At 46.4% G+C, this 23,223-nt stretch carries 19 protein-coding genes and 1 pseudogene; 9 read left to right on the forward strand and 11 right to left on the reverse strand.

The features are described 5' to 3' along the window. The 3 genes and pseudogenes from L5M18_RS12540 to rph all read right to left on the reverse strand — a co-directional run. A pseudogene (locus L5M18_RS12540) lies at positions 1 to 156 on the reverse strand (IS982 family transposase); the annotation flags it as partial. 176 nt (positions 157 to 332) lie between these two features. Next, positions 333 to 974: an orotate phosphoribosyltransferase gene (pyrE, locus tag L5M18_RS12545; RefSeq protein WP_006079863.1), complete on the reverse strand. Its 642-nt coding sequence runs from the start codon at positions 972 to 974 to the stop codon at positions 333 to 335. A gap of 176 nt (positions 975 to 1,150) precedes the next feature. Next, a complete protein-coding gene (rph, locus tag L5M18_RS12550; RefSeq protein WP_006079862.1) occupies positions 1,151 to 1,864 on the reverse strand; it encodes a ribonuclease PH in 714 nt (237 codons plus the stop codon). 211 nt (positions 1,865 to 2,075) lie between these two features. Here rph and L5M18_RS12555 point away from each other — a divergent pair, with 211 nt between their 5' ends. Then, entirely contained in the window at positions 2,076 to 2,939 is an 864-nt protein-coding gene (locus L5M18_RS12555) for a YicC/YloC family endoribonuclease (RefSeq protein WP_006086670.1), read from the forward strand. A gap of 146 nt (positions 2,940 to 3,085) precedes the next feature. Next, positions 3,086 to 3,226 (forward strand): hypothetical protein, encoded by a 141-nt coding sequence (locus L5M18_RS12560; protein ID WP_258547664.1) that lies wholly within the window; start codon positions 3,086 to 3,088, stop codon positions 3,224 to 3,226. Between the two features lie 456 nt (positions 3,227 to 3,682). Here the strand turns inward: L5M18_RS12560 and L5M18_RS12565 are convergent, their stop codons facing one another. From L5M18_RS12565 to yjjG, 3 genes are all read right to left on the reverse strand, one after another. Beyond that, positions 3,683 to 4,990 carry a type II toxin-antitoxin system HipA family toxin gene (locus L5M18_RS12565; RefSeq protein ID WP_263197147.1) on the reverse strand — a complete coding sequence of 436 codons (1,308 nt, stop codon included), beginning with the start codon at positions 4,988 to 4,990 and terminating at the stop codon, positions 3,683 to 3,685. Continuing rightward, positions 4,990 to 5,271 carry a helix-turn-helix domain-containing protein gene (locus tag L5M18_RS12570; protein ID WP_006079858.1) on the reverse strand — a complete coding sequence of 94 codons (282 nt, stop codon included), beginning with the start codon at positions 5,269 to 5,271 and terminating at the stop codon, positions 4,990 to 4,992. Before L5M18_RS12570 ends, L5M18_RS12565 begins: the two co-directional genes overlap by 1 nt. A gap of 504 nt (positions 5,272 to 5,775) precedes the next feature. Next, positions 5,776 to 6,456 carry a pyrimidine 5'-nucleotidase gene (gene yjjG, locus L5M18_RS12575; protein ID WP_131523988.1) on the reverse strand — a complete coding sequence of 227 codons (681 nt, stop codon included), beginning with the start codon at positions 6,454 to 6,456 and terminating at the stop codon, positions 5,776 to 5,778. A 295-nt stretch (positions 6,457 to 6,751) separates the two neighbouring features. On the opposite strand from yjjG, the gene L5M18_RS12580 reads away from it, so the two are divergent. Then, positions 6,752 to 7,648 carry a LysR family transcriptional regulator gene (locus tag L5M18_RS12580; protein ID WP_263197149.1) on the forward strand — a complete coding sequence of 299 codons (897 nt, stop codon included), beginning with the start codon at positions 6,752 to 6,754 and terminating at the stop codon, positions 7,646 to 7,648. A gap of 3 nt (positions 7,649 to 7,651) precedes the next feature. Here the strand turns inward: L5M18_RS12580 and L5M18_RS12585 are convergent, their stop codons facing one another. After that, positions 7,652 to 10,819, reverse strand: coding sequence for a DUF3427 domain-containing protein (locus L5M18_RS12585; protein WP_263197151.1), 3,168 nt, complete (start codon positions 10,817 to 10,819; stop codon positions 7,652 to 7,654). Positions 10,820 to 11,042: 223 nt separating this feature from the next. Further along, positions 11,043 to 12,158: a Fic family protein gene (locus L5M18_RS12590; protein ID WP_263197153.1), complete on the reverse strand. Its 1,116-nt coding sequence runs from the start codon at positions 12,156 to 12,158 to the stop codon at positions 11,043 to 11,045. A 393-nt stretch (positions 12,159 to 12,551) separates the two neighbouring features. Here L5M18_RS12590 and L5M18_RS12595 point away from each other — a divergent pair, with 393 nt between their 5' ends. Then, entirely contained in the window at positions 12,552 to 13,385 is an 834-nt protein-coding gene (locus L5M18_RS12595; RefSeq protein ID WP_263197155.1) for a sulfotransferase, read from the forward strand. 48 nt (positions 13,386 to 13,433) lie between these two features. On the opposite strand, the gene L5M18_RS12600 is transcribed toward L5M18_RS12595, so the two are convergent. The 3 genes from L5M18_RS12600 to L5M18_RS12610 all read right to left on the reverse strand — a co-directional run bounded on the left by L5M18_RS12600 (position 13,434) and on the right by L5M18_RS12610 (position 17,241). Further along, positions 13,434 to 14,498: a phosphotransferase enzyme family protein gene (locus L5M18_RS12600; protein WP_168826533.1), complete on the reverse strand. Its 1,065-nt coding sequence runs from the start codon at positions 14,496 to 14,498 to the stop codon at positions 13,434 to 13,436. Beyond that, positions 14,491 to 15,363, reverse strand: coding sequence for an NTP transferase domain-containing protein (locus L5M18_RS12605; protein ID WP_263197156.1), 873 nt, complete (start codon positions 15,361 to 15,363; stop codon positions 14,491 to 14,493). Before L5M18_RS12605 ends, L5M18_RS12600 begins: the two co-directional genes overlap by 8 nt. Positions 15,364 to 15,528: 165 nt before the next feature. Beyond that, the gene (locus L5M18_RS12610) at positions 15,529 to 17,241 is read right to left on the reverse strand and encodes a hypothetical protein (RefSeq protein WP_263197158.1); all 1,713 of its coding nucleotides are present in this window, start codon (positions 17,239 to 17,241) and stop codon (positions 15,529 to 15,531) included. Between the two features lie 252 nt (positions 17,242 to 17,493). Here L5M18_RS12610 and gmk point away from each other — a divergent pair, with 252 nt between their 5' ends. From gmk to L5M18_RS12635, 5 genes are all read left to right on the forward strand, one after another. Next, the gene (gene gmk, locus L5M18_RS12615; protein WP_105251162.1) at positions 17,494 to 18,117 is read left to right on the forward strand and encodes a guanylate kinase; all 624 of its coding nucleotides are present in this window, start codon (positions 17,494 to 17,496) and stop codon (positions 18,115 to 18,117) included. 58 nt (positions 18,118 to 18,175) lie between these two features. Next, complete coding sequence (rpoZ, locus tag L5M18_RS12620) at positions 18,176 to 18,454, forward strand: DNA-directed RNA polymerase subunit omega (protein WP_007651394.1); 279 nt, start codon at positions 18,176 to 18,178, stop codon at positions 18,452 to 18,454. Positions 18,455 to 18,496: 42 nt separating this feature from the next. Beyond that, a complete protein-coding gene (gene spoT, locus L5M18_RS12625; protein WP_105251161.1) occupies positions 18,497 to 20,602 on the forward strand; it encodes a bifunctional GTP diphosphokinase/guanosine-3',5'-bis pyrophosphate 3'-pyrophosphohydrolase in 2,106 nt (701 codons plus the stop codon). 25 nt (positions 20,603 to 20,627) lie between these two features. Further along, positions 20,628 to 21,011 carry a RidA family protein gene (locus L5M18_RS12630; protein ID WP_006079838.1) on the forward strand — a complete coding sequence of 128 codons (384 nt, stop codon included), beginning with the start codon at positions 20,628 to 20,630 and terminating at the stop codon, positions 21,009 to 21,011. 507 nt (positions 21,012 to 21,518) lie between these two features. Then, positions 21,519 to 23,183 (forward strand): AMP-binding protein, encoded by a 1,665-nt coding sequence (locus L5M18_RS12635; protein ID WP_212600293.1) that lies wholly within the window; start codon positions 21,519 to 21,521, stop codon positions 23,181 to 23,183. The last annotated feature ends 40 nt before the right edge of the window (positions 23,184 to 23,223 follow it).

Genomic DNA, 23,223 nt, shown 5'->3' on the forward strand with positions numbered 1-23,223 from the left:
AAAAAGTATGATGATGGTCATCACTTCGCTCATCGTCATACGGCCAGGGCGTTGACGCTTGCGTGTACCATCGGTTAACAGCGTTTTTTCCCATTCTGGAATGAAAACAGCGCAAAAATCATCGACATCGCAAAACACTTCCACTAATTTATGCATAGGCCCTCCGGTGTGATGGGGTTTCTCTTGGTCGAAAGATCCGATCACTTGGAGGGCTATTAGTTCAACATTTCTTATCCCGAGTTCAGGTTAGCTAAGATCAATGCTGGCTGATTAACTGATTTCACCAAGCCTGCGATAGCCGCTTGCTCAATACAAGCTGCCAAACACTAGACTTAAATCCCGTATTGCTCGCGGTACTGGCTCACGGCGGCAAGTTGCACTTCCATCCCTGGTTTTTCAGACAAATAACTGATTAGGTCGGCGAGTTTAATAATTGCTACTATTCCGCAGCCAAAATCACGCTCAACTTCTTGGATGGCCGATAACTCACCCTTGCCTTTCTCTTGCCTGTCTAAAGCAATCAACACACCCGCTAATTGTGCCTTATGGGCTTCGATGATTTCCATCGACTCACGAATCGCAGTACCCGCAGTGATCACGTCATCGACGAGCATCACGCGGCCTTTCAGCTCGCTACCGACTAAGCTGCCACCTTCACCGTGATCTTTTTTCTCTTTGCGATTAAAGCAGTAAGGAATGTCAATATCGTGATGCTCACACAGGGCAACGGCCGTAGTCGTAGCAATCGGAATACCTTTGTAAGCAGGGCCAAACAGCAAGTCGTAATCAATGCCAGAGTCCACTAACGCAGCGGCATAAAAACGGCCCAGACGCGCTAAATCACGGCCAGTATTGAACAAACCCGCATTGAAGAAATAAGGACTGATACGGCCCGATTTAAGGGTAAATTCGCCAAATCGCAACACCTGACGTTCTAGGGCAAATTCAATAAACTCACGTTGATAAGCTTTCACAATATCTCCTTACGACTTTGTATTTTATTGGTTTTTATTAGGTAATGTTTTATTGGGTAACATTTAATTCGGTACAGGGCTTGTCTAACACTAGCATCTTGCTGCAAATAAAAAGTTGCAGTTAATAAAAAGCCCCGCACTCTATAACATGACGGGGCTTTTTCATCACCACAATATTAGTTCAGTGCGGCTTTCTGCACATCGACGATTTCACGAATGCTGTTCTTCGCCAATGCCAACAGTTCGAGTAATTCTTCGTGGCTGAATGGCTCGCCTTCGGCGGTGCCTTGAATTTCGATGATCTTACCCGTTTCTGTCATCACGACGTTCATGTCAGTTTCAGCGGCGCTGTCTTCGATATATTCTAGATCGCTTATCGCTTCACCCTTGTAAATACCTACGCTGACAGCAGCGATAAGGAATTTCAGCGGGTTAGATTTAATGATGCCTTTACCACGCGCCCAGTTCAACGCATCCACTAAGGCCACACAGGCGCCAGTGATAGAGGCAGTGCGTGTGCCACCGTCAGCTTGGATCACATCACAGTCGATCACGATAGTGTTTTCGCCTAGGGCTTTCATATCCACACAGGCGCGTAGGGCACGACCGATAAGACGTTGAATTTCTTGCGTACGGCCAGATTGCTTACCGCGAGCGGCTTCACGATCCATACGGCTATGGGTCGAACGTGGCAACATGCCGTATTCCGCCGTCACCCAGCCTTGACCCTGACCTTTAAGGAAACGTGGCACACCTTCAGTAAAACTGGCGGTACAAAGCACTTTGGTTTCGCCAAATTCCACTAACACAGAACCTTCGGCATGGGCCGTAAACTGGCGAGTGATAGTGATGGGACGAGTTTGTGCTGGCGTTCTGTTACTTGGACGCATGCGAGATTCCTGTATTCTGAGTCATTGACCGATTTTGGCTGCATATTATAAGGGCTTGAGCCTTAGGATGCCATGCTTAGGGTGATTCTCTGGCAAACTCATCACACTCAAACACCTAATCCCGGTCGCTATTGGCGGTATGCCTTTAATCCTAAAGCCATTGACTCTATAATCGCCTCTCATTATGACGATTACACCATTAGGACAACCCATGATCCAAAGCATGACAGCCTACGCTCGCATCGAGCACAAAGCACAATGGGGCACTGCCTCCTGGGAAATTCGCTCAGTCAATCAACGTTATCTCGAAACTTACCTACGTTTACCCGAGCAATTCCGCAGCTTCGAACCCGTACTGCGCGACCGCCTTCGTAAACGTTTAAGCCGCGGCAAAGTGGAAGTCAATTTGCGTTACGAATTGGCAGATAACAGCAATAACGAGCTACAGTTGAATCAAGCGCTAGCAAAACAGCTATTAGGCGCCGCCACTTGGCTCAAGCAAGAAGCGGGACAAGGCGATGTCAATCTGACCGACATCCTGCGCTGGCCGGGCGTGCTAGCGAGCGGTGAACAAGATATGGATGCCATCGGCGCCGATCTGATGACAGCCTTCGACTCAGCCATAGATCAATTCATCGAAGCCCGTGGCCGTGAAGGCGAAGCCATCAAAGACATGCTGTTAAGCCGCTTAGACGGAGTCAGCGAGCAAATCGCGGTCGTACGCGAGCACATGCCAACGGTGATGCTGTATCAACGCGAAAAGCTCACCAACCGCCTTGCAGAAATCAAAGGTGAACTCGACCCAGCCCGCATCGAGCAAGAAATGGTGCTTCTGGCTCAGAAACAAGATGTCGCCGAAGAAATGGACAGACTCGAAGCCCATGTGGCCGAAGCTCGCCGCATCCTCAAAAAAGGCGGCAGCGAAGGTCGCCGTTTAGATTTTATGATGCAAGAATTCAACCGCGAATCGAACACACTCGCCTCTAAATCCATCAGCACTGAAATCACCTCAGCCGCAGTTGAACTTAAAGTGCTCATCGAGCAAATGCGCGAGCAGATCCAAAACGTTGAGTAATGATAGTTAACGCGTTTTAGATACCAAAAAGCCCTTAATTTAAGGGCTTTTTGTATTTTATGGCACTGAGAAAAAACCTGTTAAAAGTGCTTTTGAAATGCTCAAAATCGGACGCTATGCAGTGCATTAATACACAAGGATTTGTAATGGAACTAAATACCATACCTACGATTGAATCGCTTTTAGAGCAAAATGCCATCCACTTTATCGGCAATCCTGAATGGACTTACCGTTTTATTGGTTTAGTCATCCCTAACAATGTCGAGTCACTTTTTTGCTATGGTTGACCGCATGTCCCGAGATTCAAACCTTTTGGCTTATTGGACTCTGTAGATCTATGTGCGAATACGCCACTCATCGAGTTGGTGACTGAAAAAACGATTTTTAACACCTGAAGAGCTCAAACAGTATCAATCAGTGAAGAAAATCCATACATTGCAAAAAATGAAGAATATTGGCCACATGTTTAATAGCGATACATGCCATACCTGTGCATCCAACTTATATGGTGTCGTGTATTAATTTAACACCTAGTCCAAGCCACTGTGTTTGCCTCAACAAGATGAAAATGGGTACAGAAAATTAGCATAATTAAGTTGTGGCTGATGTCGATTCAATCGACATGTATTGCAAACATGTTTACAAAGCAGCAATTAATCGACACATACAACTGATTTAAAACTAGAGTAAAAATTGAAACAGCTTGACTCAATACGATTAATGTCACCTAACCATTACCGTTTCTAAGCTATGCGCTTAATTCTGTCAGTTAAACCGTTCAATATTGAATCCTGTATGTGTGGTGGAAAATCATCTGGCAGCTGCGCTTTAACCTTAACAACCACAGCCTCTACCTTGTCAGCAATGTCGCGCATCATCTCCATCATAATCCCAGTATCAAAGCCCACAGCTTTAGCAGTTTGGATAAAGTGCCGTGGAAAAATTTGATTGATTTGATACTTCTTACCCTTAGCCGCCTTGAGGCCCATAGCGAGCTTGGCATCACGAATATTTAAGCCTTTACCACCAATAACAGGGTACATGGATAAAATATCGTAAAAAGGCGTTAGTCGATATCCGCCATCGACCTCAATGAAGAGTGAGAAGTTTTTAGCATGACCATCGGTTGCGGCTAAAAGCCAAAACAAAACCTGAGACTTGATGAAGTTATATCTGTCGCGCTCCGAGTTCATCGAACCCAATAGATAAGGCATAATTTGTTCAATACCCGGGCCACCATGGCTCTCATATTTCTTCGCTGGTGGAATATTTAATGTCTGACAAAAGTCCTCTTGGGGCAGCCGCATAATCCATGTGCCATCTGAAGAGAGCCTGCGATCGAATCGCTCCACAGCAAGCGCTTTAATATCACCCACTTTGATTATTGAGCACCGGGGTGCATCTAAGCCAAACTCTCTGACTATCATCATGCACAGGTATTCATTCTCGACGCTGTCAGACATATCTATACTGTGAGAGTGGCTGTTTATTTCACCTATAGGTAGCTTAATGATATGGGTAGTGGGTGTCGATTTGATAGGTAATCGCCACTCTCCATTGAGTTTAAGTAATGCCGTCTTTTCTTGGGCACCGGCAATAGAAATCCTAAAGTCATCGTCATCGGCTAGCATGCCTAAGGGGATATTGGACTGATAACCCTTGAGTACATTTTCCAACTGCTTATCGGATAGCGGTTTAGACTCAATCTTTTTGGTATCAAAGGGGGGCTGACCATGGGGGACAAGCTGTAATGCACCCACACTGTCTTGACCAATTTTAGCGAGTAAGTCAAACGCTTGTGTCGAATCAGCATTATGACGAGCAACGACCCTGTTTCTCACTTCGAGATTATCAGGTAGCAAATTATCGAAGAAGTTATAAACTTCATCACCTTTATAGGCTTGCTTGCGTAGCGGCATAGACAAAGAAATTGGGCGACTACCGGGTATCGCTAGCCACTGCTGGGCATACGCAAACTGATGAGAGCCTGTGGATGATTTGGTCAATTCACCCACAAGGTAGCCATTCATATAAACATCAAGCACTGCCATTACCACTCCTCCTTCCATTCTTGCTCAGGCACGGTGGCGTTATCATGGCGGCGCTCATCCACCAGCTGTGGATTCCGAACCTTTATATCTAGCTCTAGGTTTAATGCAGAAAGGATCTTAAACAGCGTTTCTAATTTGGTCGAATCCGGGTTCAACTCAAAGCTTGAAACGGTATCCTGGCGAATACCTACCTTGCTAGCCACCTTGCTTTGCGAGAGCTGTGCGTTCAGTCGCGCATCTTTTAGATACGTACTCAACTGTTTTGCGTTGGTCACCTTCATGATAGCTTTACCTTTAAACTGTTCTTAACTCTTACTGTACACGCTAAAGCAGGTAAATCAAGGTTTACACGCTTAAGCCGTTAAAAAACACATTCACACGCTATAGGCGTTAAATATAGTTCAACCCGCTATGGCGGGTAGCCTGACCATAAAAGACAAAAGAAATGGGGGAGTCATTGCCAAGGAGTGCTGAATTTAATTGAAATGCAGAACCGACACAACTAACCACTTCACACTTAACAAAGTGGGACTAAAGTGGTGACTAATATCACTTAAAAATAAAGAAATTAAATTCAACACATTGATTTATATAGCAACAATAAGAAACCAACATTCAGTTCCAAAACGTTGAGTAATGATAGTTAACGCGTTTTAGATACCAAAAAGCCCTTAATGTAAGGGCTGTTTGTATTTTATGGCACTGAGGAAATATCAGTTAAAGCACTCACTCTTAGCCAAAAATATCGAGTGCGAAGTGCTGAGCTAGGCTCAGTGAACAATTATTTACGGTAACAGGATTTTTTGCAGCTCTTGGTGCGAGCTCACTTGATAGTGTGGGGCGATACCGGCGGGTACATCGTGGCCGTGGACGTTATACCAACAAGTATGAATACCTGCGTTGATACCGCCTTGGATATCTGAATGCGGGTTATCACCGACCATGAGCACAGCATCGCGCTCAGGATGACCCATGAGTTCGAAGGCATGTTCGAAGATGCCCACATCAGGTTTGGCTATGCCGACTTTTTCTGAAATCACTAAAATATCAAAATGATGCTGTAAGCCTGTACGCTCTAATCGCACGGTTTGTAGCTCAGTGAAACCGTTAGTGATGATGCCTAATTTTGCCTTACCTTGGAGCGCGGCTAATAACTCGCGGGCACCGGGTAGCGGCGAACAAATTTCGGCCATTGCCGATAAAAAGGCACTATTAAGCGTCATCGCCGTGACAGATAATTTGGCTGCCCAAGGCTCGAAACGTATGGTCTGCAACTCAGCAGCAGTTATCTTGCCATCTTGATAATCGACCCAAAGTGGTTTGTTAACTAACTGATACTCATCAAAATCGGCTTGGGTAAAATCGACCCCAAACTCACTAAACATCAATTTAAGCCCTTTTAAGGCATCGAAATAAAATAGGGTTTCATCGGCATCGAACAAAATCCATTGGTAAGGCAAGGACATAGGAACTCTCTTTCTGACAAAATAGCTAAGACCCATCCTATGCCGTTCAGTGGCATAGAGAATGGTACATCGGCGATTGCGGCAACACTGTGGCTAACTACCTAGCAGTAATCAAGATAAGCGATAAACATGAGCGATGAGAGTGAAAATAACTAGGCTTCACAGTCGACACCCGCAATCAGCAAGTGCATTAGTCTACCTTGCATCAAGGGCGATGATAACCACGATAATAAAAACTGACTGTTGAGGTATCATCAACAATAATGGCAGGGGAACGCGATAATCTAAGGACACCATGGAGCACTTTTCAGCACTACCTATCTTTGTCACTGTAGTGGAATGCGGTAGCTTTTCGCTGGCCAGTCAAAAGCTTGGACTAAGTAAATCGGCTGTGAGTAAACGCATTACCCTATTAGAACAAAGTCTGGGTATTCAACTTTTGCACCGTACCACTCGCAGCTTAAGTCTTACCGAAGCGGGCGCCCGCTATTTTGACTATGTTCGTCCTGCCGTTAAACTCGCAGAGGAAGGGTTAGACGCCATTTCTGAGCTACAACAAGCGCCTCAGGGCAATTTACGCATCGCCGTCCCTATGGTATTTGGTCGCTTGCATATCGCCCCTTTGATCCCCGAGTTTCTGCGCCTTTACCCGAAAATACAGCTGCAAATGCAGATGGATGATAAGACAACCGATTTAATTGCTGGCGGATTTGATCTGGCGATTCGTATCGGTGATCTACCAGATTCAAGCCTTATTGCCCGTAAAATCACCCCTTGTTTAAGTGTCATATGCGCCTCACCCGAGTATCTTGCTCGCCACGCTGCGCCACAAACGCCGCAGCAACTCAGCCAACATAACTGTTTGTTCTACTCATATTTTCGTGATGGTGTTGAATGGACCTTCTTAAGCCCGCAGGGCACTACGCGCATCCAGCCAAACGGTAACTACCAAGTCAACAATAGTGATGCTATCCACCAAGCCACACTCGATGGTCTAGGCATAGCCAACCTGCCCCGCTTCATGGTCGACGCCGACTTACAAGCAGGCCGCCTACAAGCTTTGCTCACAGACCATCCCCTCCCCGAACATGGCATCTACGCGGTTTATCCGCAGCGGAAATATTTGCCGACTAAGGTGAGTGTATTGATCGAGTTTTTGATGGAGAAGTTGGCAGAAAGACTGGGGAAGTAGTACTTAGCCCACAGCCAGTTTAGCCGCGTCATGCCACATTACATCAGGGATTGGTTGTTCTAATCGCCATGTGACATTCATGGGTTGTGAACCGTTATGGCTGACATAATGCACTTTTCCAAAATTCACGAATCCCATAGTGCGGCCATTTTCATTTTTTGATTGCTCTCGAACAAACAACAGCACAGTTTTCCCCAGCTTTTGTTGCTCAATATAACTAAGACCCCTACCTCGTTCTGGCCGTGCGCTATTTTGCGATTGCCAGTGGAATAGATGCTCGCTAATGGCATAGTCGTGATACATGGTTGTCGGTGAAAACTGCTTCTCTGATTTATTTAACGTCACAAATAAACACTCGAGGTTTTGCTCATTAATCGCAAGCACACCTTCCCTTGAGGGCGATTTAGCCACAAATGTACTTGCACCAATTGCCGCTAAAATTTGCTCACGAGTATAACGAGAATGCACTTTCAATGCGCTGGGCTGCGCTAATTCCAAATCCATTTCTTGATGGTGTATCCGGTTAATCAGTATCGCCAATACTGCCAATAACTCTTCCTGCAACGGCTTATTACGTAGCATCAGCAAGCTAGCCGCTAAACTGTTAACGTTTAGAGCTGTACCTGACTTATCCCAAAAGTTGTAATGACACATCAAAGCAAACTGATTTTGAATAGGATCCAACCCATTAAAGACAAAATCATTTTGGCATAACTGTTTGATAAAGATTAAATAGGATAATGAAGTACAGCCGAGCAAGTGAAAGTTAATCGCGCGATAATAGGCTTTGGCTAAATCGGACTGCGCAGTAGGTTCAGCAATTTGATTACCCTGAACAGCCTCGACTAATAAGGTCCATCCACATTGGCCATTAATCCTGATGCGATAAATGTCTTCCAAGGTTACTTGCGGATTAAGACGTAAGAAGTTGCCTAGCGTGAGCGGCAAGTCAGTTTGATATTTAAAGTTTGCCATTAGACTGGTTAATCGATTGGCATTGAGCGTTGCGCGGCTAATATTGCGCAAAATCATCGACTGCGCTTTTTCCTCAAGCTCAATTCGACACCCTAGCGGTAGATGCGGAAAGTCATTCAGAATTTCATCTTTTATCGACTGATTGGTTTTACCGACTAACGCTCTAAATTTCTGTGAAAAATCATATTCATCGCGTGAATTTCCGACAAAATCTAATATTGTGCAGCACTGCTTATCATCGGTGAGACGCAAGCCACGGCCAAGTTGCTGCAGGAATATGGTCAAGCTTTCCGTTGGCCGTAAAAACAACAAGGTGTCCACTTCTGGAATGTCGACACCTTCGTTAAAAATATCCACCACACACAAAATGGATAATTTGCCACTGACCAAGCTCTGCCGCTTTTGTTGTCGTTCAGAGCTATTATCACTGGTCAGCACATCAGCGCTGATCCCCGCCAAATTGAACTTCTTCGCCATATACTCGGCGTGTTCCTTGGTTATACAAAAGGCTAACGCCTTAATATTGTCAATATCAGTTACGGTTTCAGCTAGGCTGCGAATAATGCGCGTCACGCGTTGTTCATTGTGAGTGTATAAATTGCTCAGCTCAGCGACGTCATAACGACCACGGCTCCAATTTAACTTGCGAAGATCTGTCGCATCATCGATCGCAAAATATTGAAATGGACATAAATGCCGTTGATTAATGGCTTCTGGTAAACGTATTTCAGCGGCAATGACACCGCAGAAGTCAGCCAAAATATCGACACCATCATGCCGTTCAGGGGTTGCCGTGAGCCCAAGTAAAATCGTCGGCTCAAAATGAGCTAATAGCCCACGGTAACTATTCGCAGCAACGTGATGGACTTCATCAATAACAATATAATCATAAAAATCAGCAGCTAATGGCAGGGTATCAAGTTGCAGATTCAAGCTTTGGATAGATGCGAATAAATGTTTGTAACTATTAGGTTTATGCTCTGCCACCCATAGCTCGCCAAATTGATTATTCTTTAACACACCGCGATAAGCACTGAGAGCTTGCTGTAAAATTTCTTGCCTGTGGGCAACAAATAGAAAATTGGCTTCTGGATGCAGCTTATAAAACCGCGCGAAATCGAATGCGGAAATAATAGTCTTACCCGTGCCTGTTGCCGCGACGATGAGATTTTTAAAACGGCCATGAACGCTTCGCTCTACTGCAAGCTGTTCGAGGATTTCTCGCTGATGCGCAAACGGCTTAATGTCAAAATGAAATGAGCTCGATTCAGTGCCACTGCTTTTCGCTTCTTTCAACGCATTGTTTAACTTTTCTTTACTACTCGCATCACCGCTAAAAAGCTCAAATTCGTTCGATTGCCAGTAAGTTTCAAATGTACTGAGTGATTTCTCAATGATGTGGGGAATTTCTTGGGTTGTGATCTTAAGGTTCCACTCAAGCCCGCTGGTCAATGCTGAATGCGATAAATTTGAAGAACCGATATAACCGGTATGAAAACCCGTATTTCGTAGAAATAAATAGGACTTTGCATGCAGCCTTTCACCCTTAGTGTTGTAACTTAATTTAACTTGGGTATTGGGTAAACTGGCTAGAAACTCGACGGCTTTAGCATCAGTCGCGCCCATATACGATGTAGTGATGATGCGTAACTCTTTACCACTGCGTGTAAACTCCTCAAGTTCATGCTTGAAGATGCGAATCCCCGCCCACTTGATAAATGACACCAGCCAATAGATTTTATCCGATGAGCGGATCTCACGCTTAAGCTCACTCTCAAGCGATAATCCCGCATTACTACCACAAAAAAGCTCACTCTGAGTGAGCCCCGTTAATGGAAATATGGCGGCCGTATATTTAGGTAAATCAGTTGCAATAGGATTTTGCTTGTTAAAGAGAGCAGTAAGTATCCTACCTTGGCTATCGATGAGATTTTCATCAATAAAATCATCATCGTTAATGTGCTCTTTGAGCCACATCACTAACCGATTAGCCAAACTGATTTGATTGATAACTTGGTTTTCATCTGCGGGAACTGAATTAATCACATATTCAATTACTTTAGTAAGAAAACGTGAAAGCCAAACACTTGCCTCAGCAACTTCTAGCTTCCTTTCTCCAATAAAAAATATGTCCTTATCTAAGCGCTGCTCAACGAGTTGAGTAATAAGCTTTTCGTAAATCCCGACCTGTTCCATAGCCAGATATGCCCCAAGACTAACAATCAAAGTTGTAGCGAATATATCACATAACAATTTGATTCAAATTGCGATTTGTGTGATGGCTTTATCCTTTGCGATAGTACGTTAATACAGCCTAGGCTTTAAACTAATCGATTACTTACGATAAAGGCCGTCATTACACACGGGAAAGATGTTCGGCAAGTGATCATTGAGCACCACCACAAAGGTAAACTTGCCTCTATTTTCCGCTCGGCAATAAGTATCTGGTACTTCGGCCGCCGGCGTCGGCTTTAACTAAAAACCGCTGTTCAACCATTTGCGCAAGATGACGAGTAGCAGTGGCGCGGCTCACCTTAGCGACCTTTTGATACTGGCTACTATTTATCCCTAACTCAAAATCGCCATCTAACATCCGATTGAGTACTTTGGCTTGCTCTTGACTCAATAAAGATTGGTCGACACTTTGCCAATACTGCGTTTTCGACAGCGTTCTGCCCACATCTGCCATCGCATTGAGTAAGCAATCATTGAGGGTTTCAAAAAACCAGACTAACCAAGGAGTAATATCGACATCGCCCCTTTGGGTAGACTCTAAAATGTCATAGTAAGCTTGGCGACGGGCAAGAATACTGACCGACATAGCGTAAAAACGAATCGAGCGTTTCTCCGCTTGCGCCAAAGCTAAATCAGTCAATAAACGCGTGATGCGCCCATTACCATCATCAAGCGGATGCAGAGTCACAAACCAAAGGTGAGTTATCGCCGCACGGATAAGCGGATCTAAAACCTGCGCTTGCCGTGAAGCATTAAACCATTCGATGAACTGCGAGAGTTCAGCATCCAATGCCGCTCTAGAGGGTGCCTCAAAATGTACCGTTGGTTTATCAATGCGGCCTGAGACAACTTGCATAGGCGTATCGCCACGTAGTGTTCCACCAATAACGGGGTTAAACAGTATATAACCCTGCGGAAATAACTGTTTATGCCAACCTAATATCCGCTCAAGGGTTAACTCTGTATCTAAATTTTTTAAGGCATCGAGCATAATGTCAGCCAAACCATCGGTTTGCGCTGTTGTCGGATACGGTTTATCTTCAGTCACGCCGAGTTTTTTAGCTAAGGATGAGCGCACCGAAGCCGCATTGAGCTTTTCACCTTCAATGGCACTGGAATGGATAATATTAGCGAGTAAAGTGTCGAGTGCAGCGTCTGAAGTTAATAAGCTATCGTCGTGACTTAGCAGTTGCTTGCCAAGCAACTGGCCCTGATTGAAATAGACCTGACGCAGCAAGGCATCAATGCTGCTGGTGTTCCAATGAAACTTAGGCCAATCGGCTTGCTGCCAAATCCACATATCTACCCCATGAGTCGAATAACAAGCCTATTCTACTCACATAATGAGGCGATTAACAAATATATTCGCCTCACATTATGAGTCGAATAGCACTAATAATCGCCTCATCAATACCAACATGGCTATCCAATGCAGGGAAATGAGCCTTGTTGGTAATCCGGGAGCTCGTTTCTAAGCCTTGCGGTCAGCCATTTTTATCGTACAGCGGCCATACAATACTGTGGCGCCTTTACTGTGGTGTATTGCCGCTACGCGTGACTTTTATGTATAGCCACCGACAAAGCCTTCGCGCTGAGATATAATACCGCCGCTGATTTGACACGCCAATGTGAAACGCCGAGGTGATAACTTACGGCTTTACCGCACCGCTGACACACATTCTGAGCCTAACCTATGCCTGATAACGCCAACAATTCACCAACCTCTACTCACGTACAATGTACTGCTAATGCACAGCGTATCGGCAATGTTCAACCTACTGGTAATTCACAGATTGCTACGCCAGATGCAATGCATCCAGTCCAGTCGAATGCGCTCAGTGACGAACAGATAAAGGTGAAAAAGCAGAAGGTCTTTATCATAGGTTTGCCACGCACGGGCACCACGAGTGTGAGTGTTGCGCTATTGGAGCAAGGGCTAAAAGTGGCGCACATGGCCTTTACTAAACAGGCATTTATGCTGGCCGATGCAGTGTCTGACACGCCTTGTTTCAGCGATTATCAGCAGTTGGATTTATTATTTCCCGAGGCTGTGTTTGTCTATCTCGACCGCGATATCAATACTTGGTTGCCTTCGATGCAGATGTTACTTGGTAAAATGTCGCCCCATTTGGATGAAAAAACAGGCCGCTTCCATCCAATATTAAAGCGCAGTTTTAGGCATACTTTCGCCATAGATAAAGTGGCGGAACCTGCCAGCAGTGAGCACTTAATTGCTTGTTATCAAAAGCATCAGCAAGAAGTGTTCGCTTACTTTAGTGGGCGGGAAGACTTTATTTCAATTGATGTTAGCCATGCAGGAAGCTTGAGTCAGTTACTGCAATTTTTGGGAATGGAAGCAAACGCGGAGAATAGCGATGTCGCATTAGGTTTAAGCGAGCCACTGAGTTTCCCTAAACTTAACGTGGGCCGCAACGTGGCAAGTTGGGGCGAATATAAACACCCCAACAAGGTCAACACCAATAGCGCAGGCCCACAAAGCCGTAAGTTTTTCGACTACACGCTTTAACATTGGATCAGTACACAGATACCAATGTACAGATATCCAAGCGCTGAATTAGAAATTAGCTTTAAGCACAGCCTCTTGGTCGAGCAAGCTTTGGTACAAGGTAAACTGGTTGGCGGCGCGGTCTAAATTATGGCCTTCGCGGTGGATGTGAAAATACACATCACCGTTAAGATAATCCGTTAAAAAACGCACACCTATCATCAAACAAATCACCCGAGCACCGAGCCACAGACTGCGCTTTTCGTCTTCCGTTAAAACGTCACCCAACTCGCTCAAGTAGCCACGGCAAATTGCGGCGAAGATGTCTTGGCGAACTTGGACTTTATCCAAGGCCGTAGAGTCCTCCTCCTCTGGCGAGCAGAAAGTGCGTACCATGTCGCCGAAGTCATACATAAGATGACCTTTCATACAGGTATCTAAATCGATAATCGCCATGCTGGACATGTCACGTTTATCAAAAAGCATGTTATTGATTTTAGTGTCGTTATGACAAATTCGTAGCGGCAGCTTTGGTGATATTTCTGCAAGTTCATCCAGCAAAGCCTGCTGAGATAACGCGTAATCGACCCAATGACGGCAGAGCGCTAAACGATGTTGACTATCGAGTTCAGCGGCCTGCTTTAGTAAGGCCATGCGTCCCGGTAAATGGTGAAATTGAGGGATCACATCTTCAAGCTCTGTCGCATCAAAATCACTCAAGGCAGAGGCAAAATGCCCAAAGGCCTTGGCCGCCATTTCCGCTTCTTGTTCCGACTTAACCACTTCAATGCTAAGACTATGGGGCAAGTAACTGATCGCACGCCAAAATCCTTGCTCGCCTAAATCGATAGCCAGCTCACCCTCTTGGGTTAAACATGGGCTAACGACTTTAAGGCCGTATTGTTGCTGCAATGACTTAGCGCATAAATGATGGCTAATTTTATCGGCATTGCAGACCAAAGCGTTGGGTGTTTTAAATACCTCAGTGTTAATTCGCTGCAATACCAATTCGCCCGCAGGCCAGCGCACTAAAAGGGTGTCATTAATGTGGCCATTACCGAGGGCAGAAATTTTCGCCTCGGCAGATTCAATACCAAAATGAGGCAACACTGACTGCCTGATGAGTTTAATCACTCAATAACTCCGTTAATTTTTGTTTTACCCAGACAGTGTCCTGCGGATAAGTCACGCCAAGCCATGGCTCACAGGCAACATCGACATACACAGGCAAACCTTGCTCAATTCCCGCTTGTACTATGGCGGGTAAATAGCATTCAGACTTAGGTTGTTGACCCTGTTGCCCGATAAATTCGGTTAATTCACGTTTAATAACATCAAATATGTTTGGGGAGAAGCCCCAGCATGTCATAGAGACCAAGGAGTGCGCCGGCAAATTAGCATGACCCTGCGGGCCATCACCCATTAAGTGGCCTGCTTGCTCGGCGATATTGAGCCATTCGGCGACCGATTTAAGCTGACCATTTTCAACCTGACACAAACCACGGTTAACGCCACCGTACTCCGACAACGTGAGTTCTATGGGATAGGCCACCATCATCCACTCAGTTGGCCTAGTGCTTAAGCCTTTGGCTAAGGAAGCAAAAGCACTATCACCATAAAAATCATCGGCATTGATAACGGCCATTGGCCCTTTAACGAGATGGCGCGCACTCCAGAGTGCATGGGCCGTGCCCCAAGGTTTAAGTCTGTGGCTAAGATCCGCCAACTGCGCCGCTTCGGGTAAATCCGTTAAGACTTGATAGCAAAAATGATATTCAAAATCGGCTGGCAAAAATCGTGTCAGGATCTCAGTTAATTCACTTTCTAACTCTGGACGGATCACCAGCACAGCACGCTGAAAACCACTGCGAATGGCCGACATGATTGATAGCACCAACATGGGTTCACCCGCGGGGCCGAGTGCCGCCAATTGCTTATCGCCGCCAAAACGACTACCTAGCCCCGCAGCCATAATGACTAAGGTCAATTCTGTATTCATGCTGGATTGATATATTCAGTTCAAATTTAAAGGTGTTTCCCCAAACCGCAGCGACCTAAACAACCTAAAGTACGGTTTGAGAAAAAGAGGAGCAAAAGTGTAATCTACCCCTCTAATTGTGACTAGCATTTAAGCAGAATTTTTATCGACTTAGCAGCAGACTTTTTAACGAGCAATATAATCGCCAAAGGTGCGATTTTGTTCCAATATCGCTTGGCTGCCCTTAAGACTGAACTTATAACCACACAGGCTAATATTACCTCGACGGGCGAGGTCAATAATGATGGCCTGAGTGTCGAGTGGTGAGAATCGTGCCTCTGAAGCGGAATCCGCTTTCAGATCCACAGTCACAGGGCGATAGTCAGTGCCATTGTTAAAGGATAAGACGCTGCAAGTTTTATCTCCCTTTGCCGTCGCTAAGGACCACAGGTTTTGTGCTTTACCTTTCTCACCGAGCCAACGCATGATCAAGATATCATCCTCCAGCGCCACAGAAAAACCGTCCGGTAACGCAAGCGTCACCCGCTCACCCGCATAGGGAGCAATCGCGTTAACTGTGACAACTTCTGCACCATCACCCGTTTCTGCGTCGCCATTTGGCCAAAGGCCCCACACCAAGGCAATCAAGAGCACCACACCACAGCCAATTCCTGCTGGGCGCCAATAACGGCGTTCCACTTTCGGCAGTTTAATCTTAGGCAACACAAAGAAACGCTTCAGTGGCGCCAAAAACTCAAATAAACCACGAAATAGCTCGGTCATCGAACCAGAATCTTTTGCTTCGGCGCGGCGCTGACGCACTTCTTCGGCATGATCTCTATCGTTAAAGCTGTCAGGCTCGTCATCTTCTTCGACGGTAAAACGCCAACCGGGTTCAGTACTACGCTCGGCAGGATCTAATTGCGCCGCAGTAAAGTCGACATGTTTCAAATCAACATTGTCCACATCGACATCGACCAACTCAATGTGGGTCTGTTCAACGCGGCTAGTATTAGCAGGACGGAAATCCGCATGGCTGTCTGGTATCACAAAATCGGCAGGATTCTGCGTCATTCGAGTTAACGCATCAAAGCGCAGCTCATCTTGACGCAACACCTCTCGCTCTGCCTCCGCCGCGCTAACACTCGGCCCAATCCTCGGCGATGTTAAAACAGATTCAACATGGGTCGATAAATCGACCTCTGGCTCAGACACAGTCTCAGCGCTAATGGTTTGGGCATGAAGCTGCTCAACATGTGGTTCATGCCTTTCAGCTTGAGGTTGTGCTTGAATATGAGAGGTAGATTTTGCCGATTGTCTTACGGCAACGTCTTGAGCAACAATAGGTTTAGGGTCAATGATGTTAGGATCTATGGCAGTTTTAGATGCCATGGCTTTAGGGTCTATAGTTTTAGGATCTACGATTTTAGGATCTATGGTTTTAGGTGCGATGGTTTTAGGAACGATAGTCGGTTCCACACGGCGCCTAGGCATTGCCTGTGATGTTGGTGCATCCAGCTCAGGACCGAAATAACCGTAGCGATAATCCACTATCGTTGGTGCAGGAAAGCGCCAGCCCCAAAATGTCAGTCCCGCGGCTAACACTAAACTCAATCCAATTAAGGCAATATGCACACCGGCCGCTAACAGGCCGATAAAAATTATTAACGGCAATAGAAATACGCCAATCAAGCCTTTTGACTTATCGGCATCGGCCAAACGACGCAAACTGGTGAGCCCTAATAAAGGTAGACCCAACAATGCCAGCAAATACATCAGAAAATTAGCCCCAAAAGCAGCGGCTGCAAATGCAATACAGACATAAACGCCAACACTGATTGCAACAAAACGGGGACGAGAATCACGCCCGTGAAGGCAGAAAAGAGATTTTAACAGCACGACCCTTCCTTTATTGTTGTAAAAACGAGATACAAAAAGACACTCATTGCCTTATTCGCACGAGCGTAACCAATTTACCCGCAATTGTCAGTGCCTACGACCCAAGTCGGATAAAAATGCACATAATATCGAAGTAAATCTAAAATAGGCTTAAATTGCCAGCCAACAAGCCCTAGTATTTCTATGGTCAAAATCGGTATAATACTCGGCTTTCTGGGCCCTTCTTGCGTTAACCCATTGGATATTTAGCTCATGACCGCACGCGGAAATTTATTTATTGTGTCGGCGCCAAGTGGCGCAGGTAAATCCTCGTTGATTTCAGCCTTGCTTAAAGACAAGCCAGCCGACATGCAGGTTTCGGTATCTCATACCACCCGCGCACCACGCCCAGGTGAAGTTGATGGTCAACACTATCACTTCGTTAATGTTGAGCAATTCAAAGCCTTAATTGCTGAAAATGCCTTTTTTGAATGGGCAGAAGTGTTCGGCAATTACTATGGTACCTCGCGCCATGTGATCGAGCATACGCTCACCCAAGGTATCGATGTTTTCCTCGATATCGACTGGCAAGGTGCCGAACAAGTTAAAGCCGTGATGCCAGAAGCCGTTGGTGTGTTTATTCTACCACCCTCTAAAGCCGAGCTAGAGCGCCGCCTCACTGGTCGCGGACAAGACAGTAGCGATGTTATCGCCAGCCGTATGGCACAAGCCGTATCGGAAATGTCCCACTATAAAGAATATGATTTTATTATCGTCAACGACGATTTTGACACTGCCTTAGCCGATTTGCGTGCCATCATTCGCAGTCAGCGCTTAACAGGTGCTAGTCAGATCCACGCGCAAAATGATATGCTTCACGATCTGTTGGCAGGATAGCTGTCATAGTGTACAATTTTGCGTCATTTTTTCCCTAGATAAACTGGAGTTTCAACACATGGCTCGCGTAACTGTAGAAGACGCCGTAGAACAAATCGGCAACCGTTTTGATATGATCTTGGTTGCGGCGCGTCGTGCTCGCCAAATCGCCGTGCAGGGTAAAGACCCTATGGTTGAAGAGATGAACGACAAACCCACGGTTATCGCCCTGCGTGAAATCGAACTAGGTTTAGTTAATGCTCACACCTTAGATGCCGATGAGCGTCAAACGGTACGTGAACGTGAAGCCGCTGAAATTGCAGCGGTTGCAGCCATTGCTGAAGGTCGTTCATTATAGTTTTTGAGTAAAAACCTATTTAGGTAAAAGGAGAGCTGCCACTTGTATCTGTTTGAAGGTCTAAAGGAGTCTGCTTCCGGTTACTTAGAACCTGAACAGGTAGAATTGCTCAAGCAGGCGTACCAGATTGCGCGCGATGCCCACGAAGGGCAAATGCGCACGAGTGGCGAACCTTATATTACTCATCCGGTTGCGGTTGCCCGCATCCTTGCTGACATGCGTCTTGATCATGAGACGCTGATGGCAGCACTGCTCCATGACACCATCGAAGATACCCATGTCACCAAAGACGATTTAGCCGAACTATTCGGTGTCGCGGTGGCCGAACTCGTCGAAGGCGTGTCAAAACTCGATAAGCTTAAATTTCGCGACAAGAAAGAAGCTCAGGCTGAAAACTTCCGTAAAATGATGATGGCGATGACGCAGGATATCCGCGTTATCCTCATCAAGCTTGCCGATAGAACCCACAACATGCGTACCTTAGGCGCACTGCGTCCCGACAAACGTCGCCGTATCGCCCGCGAAACCTTAGAAATCTACGCGCCCATCGCTAACCGTCTCGGTATCCATAACATCAAGACAGAGTTAGAAGACTTAGGTTTCCAAGCTTATTATCCCATGCGATATCGGGTGCTTAAAGAAGTCGTTAAAGCCGCCCGTGGCAATCGCAAAGAATTGATCCAAGGCATTGAAGCCGCTGTGTATACGCGCTTAAACGATGCAGGTATTCCAGGGAAAGTTAAAGGTCGCGAGAAAAACCTCTACTCCATCTATAACAAGATGCAGAGTAAAGAACTGCAATTCCAAGAAGTGATGGATATCTACGCCTTTAGGGTGATAGTCGATTCCATCGACACTTGTTATCGCGTACTCGGCGCCATGCATGGACTGTACAAGCCTCGTCCCGGTCGTTTCAAAGATTATATTGCTATCCCTAAAGCCAACGGCTATCAGTCACTCCATACCTCTTTGTTTGGTCCACACGGCGTGCCCGTTGAGATCCAAATTCGTACCGAAGATATGGATCAGATGGCCGACAAAGGGGTTGCCGCACACTGGGCCTACAAAGGCGGTGCACAAACAGGCCAAGGCACGACGACTCAAGTGCGTGCCCGTAAGTGGATGCAAAGCTTGTTGGAGCTACAACAAAGCGCTAGCACCTCATTCGAATTCGTTGAAAACGTGAAGACGGAACTCTTCCCTGAAGAGATTTATGTGTTCACCCCTGAAGGTCGCATTCTGGAATTACCCGTCAATGCCACTGCGGTAGACTTTGCCTACGAAGTGCATACGGACGTAGGTAATACTTGTGTCGGCGCCCGTGTTAACCGCCAAGCGTATCCGCTTAGCCAGCCGTTAATTTCAGGCCAAACCGTTGAAATCATTACCGCTAAAGGCGCCCGTCCTAATGCCGCTTGGCTGAACTTTGTGGTAACCGGTAAAGCTCGCGCTAAAATCCGCCAAGTGCTGAAAAGCCTTAAAGGTGATGATGCGATTGCACTCGGTCGCCGCCTGCTCAACCATGCGCTAGGCAAAACTAAACTCGACAGCATTGCGCCTGAGCAGATTGAAAAAGTGATCCGCGATACTAAACATACGACGCTCGATTCGCTGCTCGCCGACATCGGCCTTGGCAATGCCATGAGCATCGTTATCGCCCAGCGTTTGATTGGCGATAATCTTGAGAATCAAGAAAGCCGCGACGGCCACATGATGCCAATTCGTGGCGCTGAAGGCATGCTCGTTACCTTCGCGAACTGTTGCCGCCCAATCCCTGGCGATGCCGTGATTGCCCACGTGAGCCAAGGTAAGGGCTTAGTGGTACACATGGAAAACTGCGCCAATATTCGTGGTTATCAAGGCGAGCCAGACAAGTATATTCCCGTACAATGGGATAATGTTGAAGGCGTTGATTACCAAGCTAATCTGCGGGTCGAAATTGTTAACCACCAAGGTGCACTGGCGAAGATCACCTCGATCATTGCCGCCGAAGGTTCAAACATTCACAACCTCAGCACTGAAGAACGTGATGGTCGCGTGTATTTGATCAACCTGCGGATTTCGGTGAAAGACAGGATCCATTTAGCCAACGTGATGCGCCGAATTAGGGTACTGCCCGAAGTACTGCGCACATCCCGTAATCGTTAATTAACTCAACACTAGAGAGAGCGTCATGGCAGAAAAAATCATCATAGCGACCGAAAACGCCCCAGCGGCCATAGGCACTTATTCACAAGCGGTTAAAGTCGGCAGCACAGTGTATTTATCTGGCCAGATCCCGCTTGTGCCAAGCACAATGCAAATTGTCAGCGATGATTTTGAAGCGCAAGTCGTGCAAGTATTTGAAAACCTGACGGCAGTTTGTACTGCTGCGGGTGGTTCAATCAACGATATCGTTAAGCTCAACATCTTCCTGATTGATTTAAGCCACTTCGCTAAAGTGAATGAAATCATGAGCCGTTACTTCAGCCAGCCATACCCAGCCCGTGCTGCTATCGGCGTGAAGCAATTGCCGAAGGATTCTCAAGTTGAAATGGACGGCGTGATGGAGCTGTAAGCGCTAGCATTTCACCTTCTATAAACGAAAAGGCGCTACGGCGCCTTTTTGTTGCCAACACAATCCAATCCCCCGCTCGCCACTCTCTTCATCTTGCTTTCATACCAATCACATTAAATATCTAATCAGTTCAGAGCCTCACAGGCATTTCAATCCAAGGCGCATTGACGCAGAAATGGTTATTCCCTTTTAAGTCAATGCAACACCGGAGTGGGATGCCTGTGTGGCTCCCGAAGGGCGGCTGATGTTCACTACATGGCAACGTGCTTTATACTGCGTTTAAGGCTTTCGACAGAGCACCACTATGCCTTCAAGCCTTCGCCTTGTCTAAAGCGCGTTGAACTCCCGCTGAATGAACAGATATTTAATACGATTGGTATAACACTCAACTTGTAGGCTTTGCGCTCCATTCTCATATTTTACAATCTTGTAAACTATTTGCGCGAGCTCACAAAACTCGCCATACTGGGTACAGCCAAAAGAACAATAAATAACAGGGAATTGCCAATGGATACAGCGATTAAGACGCCAATTGAAATGCTGGCGCACTGGGCTAATACTCAGGGGGACCAAGTCTATTTACGCCAACCGATCAAGGGTCAATTCCTTGATTTTACTTGGGCTGAAGTTCAAGAAAAAGTTCAACAACTTGCCGGTGCCTTACATCACTTAGGCTTAGAGCGTGGTGATAAAATTGCCGTTCTCTCTAAAAACTGTGCCGAATGGTTTATCACCGACCTCGCGTTGATGCACGGCGGCTATGTCAGCGTACCTATTTATCCTACCGCCAACACAGATACTATTCGCTATGTGCTGCAACACAGTGGCGCAAAAGCCATTTTTCTCGGCAAGCTTGACCATTGGGCTGACCAAGAGGCTGGTGTCGGCGGCGAGCTACTACGCCTTGCCATGCCCTATGATACGATGCCAGCACAATATCAATGGGAACAATTGCTTAAACTAGGCTACCCCTTAGTTAACGCCCCGCTGCCTACTCCAGATCAAGTGATGACACTCATCTATACCTCTGGCTCGACTGGCCAACCTAAGGGCGCGATTCAAACCTTCGCCAGCTATGGCTGGACTTGCCAAGCGGTCGTCCGTGACCTGCGCACCGATGGCGACGATAGACTTTTATCCTATTTACCCTTAGCCCACATCACTGAGCGCGTTGCGATTGAAGGATCATCCTTCTACTCAGGTAGTGTGGTGGCTTTCGTTGAAAGTCTCGACTCCTTCGTTGTCGATGTTCAACGGGCAAAACCAACGGTATTCTTCTCGGTACCACGGTTATGGAGCCTGTTTCAGAAAAACATTATCGACAAAATTGGGGTCAGTAAACTTAATCTATTGCTGAAAATCCCACTGCTTAGCAGCTTTGTGAAATACAAAATCCATAAGGGTTTAGGCTTGAACCATTGTCGTCTACTCGGCTCTGGCTCGGCGCCAATTCCGCCATCACTGATCCACTGGTATCACAGTATTGGTCTTAATATCTGCGAAGCTTGGGGTATGACAGAAAACTGTGCCTATTCGATCATCAACTATCCTTTTGATGCGCGTAAAATTGGTACTGTTGGCCGCCCAGTTGAGGATTGCCAGATCCGCCAAGGCGAGGATGGTGAGCTACTGCTCAAGAGCCCGGGATTAATGACAGCTTATTATCTGCAGCCTGAAGCTACTGCAGCGGCATTCGATGCTGATGGTTTCTTCCACACAGGCGATTTGTGCTCAATTGATGCCGATGGTTGTGTCACTATTACTGGCCGTGTAAAAGACAACTTTAAAACCGCCAAGGGCAAATATGTAGCGCCCGTGCCTATCGAACGTAAATTGGCGCAGGATCCCCATGTTGAACTGATCTGCGTGATTGGTTCTGGTCTGCCGCATCCCGTCGCACTAGTGCAGTTATCCGAAGGGGCAAATCTACAAGCCCGTGAAGAAGTCCGCACCTCACTCAAAGCGACACTCGATAGCGTTAATCCGCACTTAGAGTCACACGAACATGTCGATGCGATTGTCGTGGTCAGTGATCCTTGGACGATTGAGAATGATGCGCTCACGCCTACCCTCAAAATCAAACGCCATGTGCTTGAAAAAGCCTTTAGCGAACGAGTTGACGGCATTCGTGGCGCCCAAGTCCGCTGGGAAGATGAATTAACTCAAAAATAACTAGGCCAAACAATCAGTTGGCGAGCATGGTCATCAGCTA

It is taken from the genome of Shewanella sp. SM20 (assembly GCF_025654545.1).
In the GTDB taxonomy this organism is placed as follows: domain Bacteria; phylum Pseudomonadota; class Gammaproteobacteria; order Enterobacterales; family Shewanellaceae; genus Shewanella; species Shewanella oncorhynchi.